The sequence below is a fragment of the Limnohabitans sp. DM1 genome (genome assembly GCF_001269385.1).
GTDB lineage: Bacteria > Pseudomonadota > Gammaproteobacteria > Burkholderiales > Burkholderiaceae_C > Limnohabitans_A.
Genome location: NZ_CXOO01000016.1, coordinates 42840 through 53661 on the forward strand (window position 1 = coordinate 42840; position 10822 = coordinate 53661).

7 protein-coding genes and 1 pseudogene are annotated in these 10822 nt (G+C 51.4%); all 8 read left to right on the plus strand.

Annotated elements, in window-relative coordinates:
- The first annotated feature begins 102 nt into the window (after positions 1–102).
- Positions 103–2307, plus strand: a complete 2205-nt coding sequence (gene zorA, locus AMM33_RS07295) for an anti-phage ZorAB system protein ZorA (protein ID WP_090139990.1) — start codon at positions 103–105, stop codon at positions 2305–2307.
- Positions 2307–2993, plus strand: a complete 687-nt coding sequence (locus AMM33_RS07300) for an OmpA/MotB family protein (protein WP_228767998.1) — start codon at positions 2307–2309, stop codon at positions 2991–2993. Before zorA ends, AMM33_RS07300 begins: the two co-directional genes overlap by 1 nt.
- A 2-nt stretch (positions 2994–2995) precedes the next feature.
- The gene (locus AMM33_RS22650) at positions 2996–4123 is read left to right on the plus strand and encodes an EH signature domain-containing protein (RefSeq protein WP_090139993.1); all 1128 of its coding nucleotides are present in this window, start codon (positions 2996–2998) and stop codon (positions 4121–4123) included.
- Positions 4065–4916: an EH signature domain-containing protein gene (locus AMM33_RS22655; protein WP_194945304.1), complete on the plus strand. Its 852-nt coding sequence runs from the start codon at positions 4065–4067 to the stop codon at positions 4914–4916. The genes AMM33_RS22650 and AMM33_RS22655 overlap by 59 nt, the downstream gene beginning before the upstream one ends.
- A complete protein-coding gene (locus AMM33_RS07315) occupies positions 4913–8650 on the plus strand; it encodes an SNF2-related protein (RefSeq protein WP_090139997.1) in 3738 nt (1245 codons plus the stop codon). Before AMM33_RS22655 ends, AMM33_RS07315 begins: the two co-directional genes overlap by 4 nt.
- A 12-nt stretch (positions 8651–8662) precedes the next feature.
- On the plus strand, positions 8663–9082 hold the full coding sequence (locus tag AMM33_RS07320; RefSeq protein ID WP_090140000.1) for a hypothetical protein: 420 nt from the start codon (positions 8663–8665) through the stop codon (positions 9080–9082).
- 515 nt (positions 9083–9597) lie between these two features.
- Entirely contained in the window at positions 9598–10149 is a 552-nt protein-coding gene (locus AMM33_RS07325) for a hypothetical protein (RefSeq protein WP_194945305.1), read from the plus strand.
- Positions 10150–10602: 453 nt separating this feature from the next.
- A pseudogene (locus AMM33_RS07335) lies at positions 10603–10822 on the plus strand (hypothetical protein); the annotation flags it as partial.

The window sequence follows — 10822 nt, forward strand, 5'->3', positions numbered from 1 at the left end:
AAAAACAGGCATGACTGGAGCGCTTCGGCGTCAAATTGGCGGTCTGTAAAATGCAAATATTGGTACTTATTTGCAGCCTCAAAAAATACAAAGCCCTTCTAAATGGACTATCCGTTGTCTCTGCCCACCCACCTGCTGATCACAGGTTTTATTCTTGCAGTGTTGGCCTTGGTCTTCATATTTTGGTTTGGCATCCCAGCGCTTAGGCAATGGCTTCAGCTTAGCCGGGTACTGAAGGCACTCAAGGGATCAAAACTTGAAAACGTGCGAACTCCGCAAGCACTGGACATGGCGTTTCCTGAAAAAGGAGAACTGGCGCATCTCTGGAGGGAATACAAGAAAACGCTTTACCCCATGACCGGCGAGAGCAACGACGGCATTGCCACAGTGCGTTGGGCTTCGACAGCACCTGGCGAAGTGATCTGGAATTCGCAACTTGCAGTCGACCAAAGGGTAAATGCTGAATTTTTTAAGCACCTGCCGGGCATTTTCACGGGTATGGGCATCATCGGAACCTTCTTTGGTCTGATCGAAGGATTACGAACCTTTAGGGTCAGTTCCGACGCTGATGTTGTTCGAAGCAGTCTTGAATCTCTTATGCACTCAGTAGGCGAGGCGTTCTGGATTTCAGCGATTGCGATATCTCTTGCTATTTTTGTCACATTAGTCGAAAAGTTTTTTTTGACCACCATGAATGGCAAGGTTGACGCTATCGCAGCAAATCTTGACCGTAGATTCCAAGCCGCTGTCGCCGAAAAATACTTGGAGATGACCGCCAACCATACCGAAGAGGCGGCAACTCAACTGAAACATCTCAAGGGTGAACTGCTCAAGGACTTACGGCCACTCTTACAAGAACTCAGCGATAAACACTCTCAGACCCTTGAACGTCTGGCCACAGGTCTACAGGACCGCTTCATTGAGACAACGCGAGCACAAATAGAAGCGAGCCAACACAACAGCGATGCGCTAGGAAAATCACTATCTGGAGCCATCACCACCAGCCTTACAGGGCCGATGAATGACATCAAGACGGCTGTCCAGCAGGCCAGTGGAGATCAGTCGGCCTCAGCTGTAAAGATGCTACAGGACGTCATGACAAGCTTCGGTCAGAAGCTAAACGACCTGTTTGGCGGTCAGATTACCGGCATCAATGAGCTCAATCAGCAAACAGCCCAAACCATGCAAGATGCGGTTACCAAGCTCAATGAACTGGTAATGGCACTGCAAGATGCCGGAAAGCGCTCAAGTGATTCCATGGCAGAGCAAATGGCCAAGGCAATTAACGACATGGGTACACGGCAGGAAATCATCACCGCAAACACCCAGGCGCTGGTCGCTCAACTGAGAGAGGCCATCATCCAGTCACAACAGACCACTTCCGAAGGCGTTCGCTCAACCACCGACGAGATGGCTCGACGCATGGCAGAGGCCATCGAAAAAATGGAACAACGCCAAGACAGCATCAACGAACGCACCCGGGAGTTCGTCGACCAGATCAAAGCACTTGTTGCCTCGTCCCAAAACGAAACCAGTGCCAAGGTTCAGTTGACGCTGCAAACACTTGGAGAGCAACTTGGCGAAATGCTCAAACGCTTCCAAACTGCGCAAAATGATGCCATTGAAACAGGACGCAAGCGAGAAGAAGATGCAAGTGGCCGAACGCAGGCCACAGTCGCTGGCTTGGCGGGCTCCGTCGAAGCACTGATCCAGCAGATCGCCCAAGCGTCAACCAAGATGGGTGAAAGCATTTCGGTTCTGAGCTCAACAACAACCACGGCCATTTCGGGACTCAACGAGGGTGCCACGCAGGTCAATACGGCCAGTCGGAACTTCACATCAGCTTCCGAAAAAGTGACGGGCGCCATGAACCAAGCCACAAGTCTGACCACCAAGCTGACAAGCCTGTCTGGCGACATGGCGGTCGCAGCAACCTCGCTACAGCAGGGCATTCAGGACTACAAAGCCCACCGCGACACCATGGGCAAGCTGGTCAGCGACCTGAACGGATTAGTGGCCAATGCCAGTGCGGACGTCAGCATCACCTCGGATGTACTGCGCCGTATCGAAGCCGCTACAAAGGCACTGGGCAATGCACAGGGCCAAACAGAGCAATTCATGAATGGGGTGGCAACCGTCCTCGCAAAGGCACACGAGTCATTCCGTGAAGCCATGCTTAAAACGGTGCGCGAAAACAACCATGAATTCCATGCCAAGCTTTCATCTGCGGTTGCGCTGCTCGGCAACTCGATCAAGGAACTCGATGACGTTTTGAGTACAGCCACACCCACTGGACGTAGCAAATGATGGGGCGCAGAAGCCCTACTCAAAGACGGGGCAAGGACGAGGCCGAAAAGCCGTTCTGGATTTCTTACTCTGATCTGATGACTGCACTGATGGTGTTATTTTTGGTGGTCATGGCTGTGGCACTGGTCGCGATCACCGGCCGCGACGGCGAACACAAAAAGAAAATCAGTGAATGCATGGCTCTGGCCGTTGATGCTGCAGGACGACATGAAGGCGTACGTGTAGACCTTGACCGTAACGTTATCGACTTTGGAGACAGGGCACGTTTCGGATTCAACAGCTCTGTTCTTAGTTCCGAACAGGAAGGCGTATTGCGACAATTTGTGCCCGAGCTCTTGTCCATGGCAGACAGCGCAACCTGTAAACGGGTACTCAAGCGGATTGTTGTTGAGGGTTACACGGACAGGACCGGCAACTATCTTTCCAATCTGAACCTAAGCCTGATGCGTAGCCAACGCGTTTTGTGCGCCATGTTCAAGGACGACGGCCCGAGCCCGCTCACCAATGCACAAAAAGAGGCCGTTAGAGATGTTTTTCTGGTGGGTGGCTTTGCATTCAACTCATCCAAAGATACGGCCGAAGAAAGTCGACGGGTCGAAATGCGCATTGAATTTCTGGGAATTGATGAATTGCAGATCAACTTACCAACCCGTCCATCAGGCGGTTTTGGAACCTGCGCCATCTGACCATGGACCTGTTGAACCTTTTAAGCAATCTGCTGAGTGACTCGGTTAGAAACACACCGATCTCGATGTCACGCAACACCGATATCGACGATGTACTTGATGGGCTTAAACAACGGGCCCGCCAAGGTACTTCCAATCATGTGCCATACGATCTTCAGGTCGAAGCTGTCAAAAAATTCTGGGACACAGGAGAATTCAAAACTTTTCGGGAGGCCCGTCTTGTCTCCTTTAGTCTTGCGGTTCGCCCATGGAATGATCGACGTTGTCTGATAGAAGAGCCTGCACGTTTCAGCTCAGTGCTCACAGAACTTGGTCACTGGGAAACAAGCCCTCGGCAATTTCGCAAGTGCTACCAAGGTCTCATGCACAGCTATTTCCATTATTACGGCGCATACAAACTTGATTTGGATGGAAATGCTGTAAGCATGACAGGCCAGAAAAACTGGGGGGCTCTTCGCACCTATTTGAACGAAAAAGCCAATCACGTTCAGGACGCAACGATCAACCCGGACTGGGTCGGGTGCTTGCTGGAGAACAAAGGCATCTTCTCTGCCACCCCATGCGATGCATACGCCGATGATGTACTGAACGGCAGAAATGGGAAAGTCCTCCAAATCCGTGAACACCTGGGCATAACCAACGCGAGTTGGTTTACGCGTTCTCTAGTTCTCACTCAGATTGAGAAGGTTTGCAAACAGCGCGATATGCTTTTCCTGTCAAAAGTAGATCAACTGATGACATTGCTGGGCGACAACAAGGTGCTGCGAGATTTGGGGCTCCAATTGATCCTGAATAGGTATGCACAAACCCAGGTTCGCCTTCCACACCCCAAACTAAAGGAAGCGTGTATCACAGCCTGGGACATTCCATGGTCGGCAAAGGATGACCCTTGGTTGTTATCGGTAGACACCAGATGGGCCGGCGTATCACACGATGCACGCGAGATGATTGGCGACTGGCTTAAGGAGGAATGCATTGAGCTGTTTTTCACCAAACTTGTCAAGGATGCCCAAGACTCAAGTCAGGGGGGGGAACACGAAAAGTTTGCGTCGACTTGCCTTTTGGAAGAGCTTGATACCACAGATCAAAAGAGTCCGATTTGCGCTCGGTTCACATGCACGAGATCCTAGGGAACGTGGTTTCGTAGAGTTACGAAAAAAAATCAAGGGCCTTGACGTAGAACTGCAAGACAGCAATCGTTTCAACAACGCCTTGATCATGACCATTGGCGATCTGGTGGCTGTGGAGTTTAGTGGGGAGTCCAATGCTTTCTATGGGTACAGCCTTAAGCGAACCCTTCCCTTTGATCTGGATACAACCGTCCGTAGCTCACCTGTCAATGGCCTTAACTCGCTGAAAAATGATGTGTGTGTATTGCGCCTTGGCCATCAGGACAATATCCTGGGGCACCCACACTGGGAAGACCGCTTCAAAGAAGAACTGCAAGAAAACTTTGGTCTGGTCATAACGGAACGCACTTCGCTGGCCTCTGTAACGCAAAGTGCACCAACTCCGAACAATACACCTGAGGCAATCGGCAAACCGAGCGTGCTGAAGTCCGGCGTTTCTTTTCCGCATAACGCCGAGCTACCCTTGAATCAAGCCGTGCCACCTGTATCCCAACGTGTCTTGGACTTCAGGGCCCGGATCTCTAGCCCACAAAAAACAGACGACAGCCCGCGTACACCCATAGTGAAAGAAACCTCAACAGCCATCAAATCAACCCCGCTGGATTTGAGGGACGACCTTGATGGCATACGTGAACTGGCCAAGCGCTTCAATGCTGCGGTTGTTGACCACCGTCCTAAGGGGGGCGCTCTGTGGGTAGTTATGGGCGAGCACCCGAATGCACGACGCACAATGAGCAACTGGGGTTTCACTTATGTCAAAGGCAAGGGCTGGTGGAAGAAAGATCAACAATGAGCCTCTTTAAGCTGTTCAATAAAACGAGGCCGGCCACTGAAAAACAAGGATGGCGCAAAAGAGACACGGATACCGGCATAGAACTACGGTCAGGTTCAGGTGATGGTGAGTTACTGCGTGTCGACGGCCTAAGCGGCGCACTTTGCCAGTTGCACGATGATGGTCTAGCAGTTGCGCATGAAGGCGGATATTTTTTGCCATGGGACTACTTTTTTGAGGCCTGCGCCCTGCCCGCCTACGAGGGACTTTCTGCGGCCTTGGGTTTACCCAAACAAACAGTTCTGCGGCCCGCTCTCTCTTCCCGTGGCGCAATCGTCGACGAGGACTTTGCAATAAGTTTAGGGCCCTGGCTCGATCCTGCGGGACAACAGCTCAGCCCGGAATATCAGGGGGCACTGCTTATCGTAGGTGGCCAAACGGAATTGATGCGACACGCGCACTGGACCTTGTTTCAGTCGATACGTGCGTTTGCGCAACGAACACCTGATCGGCGTACGGAACACGAGCAGCGCCACGCCTGGGGACGGATACGTCAACAGGCCATTTCGGCAAACGCTGCACTGAATGATTTTCTGATGAAAACCATTGTCCTTAGCCCCGATCGTCTCGATTTGGGGTTCCGCAAATCAGAGGCCGTGACCGATGACACAGTGATCGAGGTCATACCGGGTTTTGCAGGTGCACCTGCAGATTGGCTTGTTCAGTTCGACCGTTTTGAGCATGTAGCCAACCGTTATGACTTGCCCGGGCAGGATGGCGGTCTGATCCAGATCGTGATTTCGCCGGACGTCAGAACAGTGCTTGAGCAGGTCAAAAGAATGCCCGGACGACGGATAGCTGGCTCGAGGGCACAGGCTTTCCTGCTCAACCCGTTTTCCGCGCTTGGTGAAGTCGCCTCAGAAGTCATCAATGAGGCGCAGTTCGAACAGGCCAAGGTCGACGCAGGTATTTTTTTCGAGCGTTTCACACCGGTCATTGAACGGGACCCTATGGGCTTTCCAACCAAAGTTGGGCTGAGGATCGAAAGCGCAGATGAAGCAGGGCTTTCCCAGTCCGAGATACTTGATCTGTCGGACGCCGAGCTCAGCCACTTTGTGGATAGGCTGGACCAGGCGCTGCGGCGCGGTCTGCAACTTGTTTTTTGGGAAGGACATGATCTTGAGGTTTTACCCGAGGCACAACTCCACCTCAAGTCGCTTCAACAAGCACTGGAGCAAAAACGGATGCCTCGGGTGTTGGTCTCCTATGAGCAAGTCCATGACATTTCTGCCTACTCCCCCCGGATTGAGGGTGTCGGTATCGAGAAAACTTACTACTCCCCATACATCGCCAAAAAGAAAGATGACGAAGGATGGTTTCCAGAAAATGTCATACCGCTGATCACCTACACACCCGAGGGTAGTGACGAAGCCATCGCCGTACCAGTGCCCGGGGATGCCCTCAACACACTGCAGGCAGCTGCTGAGGCGGCTGCGCAACGTGGTGAAACGGAGTTTTCCCTCCCTTGGCTACCCCAGCCCATGACTGTTGAAGAAGCCCAACATATCGTTGGAGCAATCAATACAGTTACGGATCAAATAACCGAAGGGGAATTCAGGCCACCACGCCCACCCAAGGACGGTCCCAAGACACGAAAAACGCTGATGCTGCGGCCCAACATCGACAGCGTGGACTACCAAGAGCATCGCGAGAAGGCATTACGTGTCAAGCAGCGAGAACTGCGAATTCCCCGAAGCCTGTCACCACTGGCTGAACTGATGCCTCATCAGCGCGACGGTGTCGGTAGGCTGCAGTATTTGTTTGAACTGCGGTCTGGTTTCAATGTACGCGGCATGGTGCTGGCTGATGACATGGGCCTTGGCAAGACCCTTCAACTTCTCACCCTCATGGCCTCCATGCTCGAGGAAAAAGCCAATCCCAAACCCATTCTGGTGGTTGCACCAGTGTCCTTGTTGGAAAATTGGAAAGAAGAGGCAGAAAAGTTTTACCCGGGCACATTCAAGATCCTGACGGCCTATGGCGACACGCTAGCCAAGCTCCGTGTTCCCCGCGAGAACATTGACATTAGGCTACGCACAGATGATGCGTTACTCAGATTCCTGAAACCCGGCTGGGTGGGTGACGCCCAACTGGTGCTCACCACTTACGAAACATTGCGCGACCTGGAGTTCTCTTTCGCCGCCGAGCAATGGTCTTTGATGGTGTGTGATGAAGCGCAACGCATTAAAAATCCGGCTTCGATGGTCACCCGCGCCGCCAAAAAGCAAAACGCCGAATTCAAAATTGCGTGTACCGGGACACCGGTTGAAAACACACTCGCCGACCTGTGGTGCCTTTTCGATTACGTACAGCCCGGTCTTCTAGGTGCCCTGAACGAATTTGGCCGAATGTACCGTCGCCCCATCGAGATCGATGACCGTGACGAAACGGCCAAACAACGCATTGAAGAATTGCGGATACGCATTGAGCCTCAGATTCTGCGCCGCACGAAACTGGAGGTGGCAGCCGGACTTAAATTGAAAATCGTCGACCAAGACTGCCGCAGGCTCACCTTGTCAACTACCCAACGACAACTCTACGTACGGGCCATCGAAGACTTCAAAAACCGTGACGAGCCGGGTTCCCACACACCATTCAAGAACCACCTGGGTTTACTGCATTACCTAAGGTTGATCTGCACAGACCCGCGCCGACATGGCCTGTCAGTTTTTACATCAGAGCCTTTGGACCAATACAGAAAAGCAGCACCGAAGCTGGACTGGCTAATTAGGCAGCTGCGAAAGATCGAGGCACAAGGTGAAAAAGCCATCGTCTTCTGCGAGTTCCGCAATATACAAACTCTGCTGCAGCATTACATCGCCGAAGTCTTCGGCTTTCAGGCCGACATCATCAACGGCGACACCACTGCATCGCACACAAGCACAACAAGTCGACAAAAACGTATCAAGGCTTTTCAGGCCGGTCAGGGTTTTGGGGTCATCATCCTCTCCCCCATCGCTGTGGGCTTCGGCGTCAATATCCAAGCAGCCAATCATGTAATTCACTACACACGAACATGGAACCCCGCTAAGGAAGACCAAGCTACAGACCGGGCTTGGCGGATCGGTCAGAAAAAGGATGTGTTTGTTTATTACCCGGTGGTGGCAGCGGATGATTTCACTACCTTCGACGTCAAGCTGGACCAGCTGCTTGAGCGCAAGCGGTCATTGGCCGGCGACATGCTCAATGGCAGTCCGGACATCAACACGACTGAATTCGCCTTGCCGGATATCGTGCCGACAGGTATGGCCCAAGGTATCGATGAGGTGGTCACACTGGACATTGCCATGCGAATGGACTGGCGATATTTCGAGGCACTGGCCGCGGCCATTTGGAGCAGGCTTGGTTACGGCTTCGTCTACTGCACCCCTGCAAGCAATGACCACGGTGTGGATGTCGTGGCCATTCGTGGCGATAGAGGCGTGCTCATACAGACCAAGACTTCTGCAACAGATGGTCTGCGACTGGGCTGGAATGCGGTCAGGGATGTGGTCGCAGGAGAAGCCTTTTACGAGCAAAAACACCCCGGCGTCACCTTCGACAAAGTTGGCCTGACCAACCAGTACTTCAACCCTGGCGCACTGGCGCAAGCAGAATTGAACAATGTCGAACTAATCGACCGAACGAAATTGGCTCAGTTGCTTTCACAGTTCCGGGTCAGCATGCTGGAGGTTGAGAGGCTTCTTTTTCAATAGAAATTTCAATTTATGACGACTCAAATTCCTGAGGAAATCTGCTTCGAGGGCATTGAGCTTGATTTACTCGACGAGCCCGAACTGCCGATTGGACACCCCAGATTGATCAAGCTCGATAGAGATGCTGTCGTGGAACAATTCTGGATTTTTGAATCAAGCGCGTGCTGGCGTAGTTACATTGGTTCATGGGCTGTACGCCAAGGAGTTCTGTACTTGACCGGAGTGGAAGGAATCTACAAGCTTTTGCCAGGTCCCGACATTCCTGCGACTTGGTTTTCCGGCACGCTGCGCATGCCAACTGGCGCAGTTGTTTCAAATGTGGACGGCTTGTACCTTCCCAAGTACAGCTCGGAGTTTTTTGCCAACGTTGAACGGGGTGTAATCGTCAAAACTTGGAACGAATTCAACGAGCCGACTGACGCTGAAATGTGATGCCACAGCGTCGGGATATTAAATGGAACAAAGAAACGACCACGAAGCGTTTTCCTCATTGTCGGCAACAACCGCGTCGCGCCACTATTCCAGCAGGGCCATGGACCTCGATTCTTTGATGCCAAGCCGCGCCATGCGGCCTTGCAGTGTCAGGGGCAACATGGCCACACGCAAGCGCATGCAGACATGGGCACGCCCATGATGACGACTGAGTTTTGGCACCCGCGCAGCAACTTTGGACGGTTACTGTGGGATGTTGCCCACACCACCATCCATCCACATCACCCGTGACCAAGCCTGTGGATAAACCCTAGGACAACTGCGCCAAGGCGCATGGCATCTGGGCTGGCTTCATGCGCTCAAAAAATGGGCAGGACAGCTACGGCAGCCGAGGAAAAAAATAATCTGATAGCAGTACAAATAATGGACTGGCACGCCCAAGACCGGCGCGTTTGTAAGCTATAGTTTTCATCATCAAAGTTTGCGAGGTTTCTTGAAATTTTATCCCTGACTGTTTGAACACCCATGGACCTGCAAGCCAGTCTGTACACCAAATTCAGATGGAAATCGTGTCCAGCCCCCCCCATATCGTCCAGCTTGTTCCGAAGCCTCTGCAGTTCAAATCAGTTTTTAAAATCACGAAAATTAGTACAATGAAATTCACTAACGATCAAATAGATCAATATATCTACAACTCAAATCCAGTAATAAGCCTGTATCGTTTTGCAATGAAAATTGGTTTTTTACCTGATTTTCCTAACAAAGTAATAAATCGCCCTTTTTGGTTTTTAGAAAAGTTGAAAATAACAGATATTAATAGCATCGATGAGTTAATTAAAAATAACTCAGAAATATTAAATATCTACATTTATAACATTTATTCCAACAGAAAAACTGATTGGCGAGTAACCCCTATTTTTTTATGTGAACTGGCCCTTATTGCGATGCATCCAAGCGAATTCACGACTGAGAATTTGGTTGACCATGGTTGGGATAAAGATATTGCTTCAATCGTAATCGCGGCAGCAAAGCAATTGACTAATAAGACAATGCATGCGCCACTTTAAGGCGAGCGGTTGGTTTTCAATACTGGAACTACTCGAAACCTCTCTGTTTTACTTCATAAAAAAGATCTCTTATGGCCTACGTCAATCCTTCTACGCAAAGTCTGAAAACCTGCTTTCAAAGCCACTACTCCCTACCGTACTTCCAGAGGGAGTACAAGTGGGAGTCGCGGCACTTCGCAGAACTCTTGGATGACATACAAGCAGCATTCATACTGAACTACGACCCCACTCATGGCCGAAGGGAGGTGGCTGACCAATCCACCGAACTTAAGATATAATTATTGACGCAACTCATTGATTTAATTGAAGTTTTTCTTATTTTCTCTCGCCGCAACATGACAACCACCATGATAAGAAAATATAGGGTTAACCCTTGGGTCATCGCCTCTTGATGACCTGACCTCTGTCTTTGCCAAGCTGGGTCAGTTCATACACAGCACCGCCTTTGCAGATTTGGCCCGAGGTGCCCAGTCCACCGCCTTTGTTCGCCAACGCAAACTGCCCCTGCCTTGTCTCGTGGGCGCTTTGCTCAGCCAACGCTCTCAATCTCAGCAGCTGATGCTGGACTCGTTTTTCGCCAGCTTGGCCGGTCACCCAGGCCTGCAGCGCGGCGCCTCTGATCGCGCCTTTGCCCAAGCACGCAACAARCTCAAGCCCGCAGCCAGATCGGAAG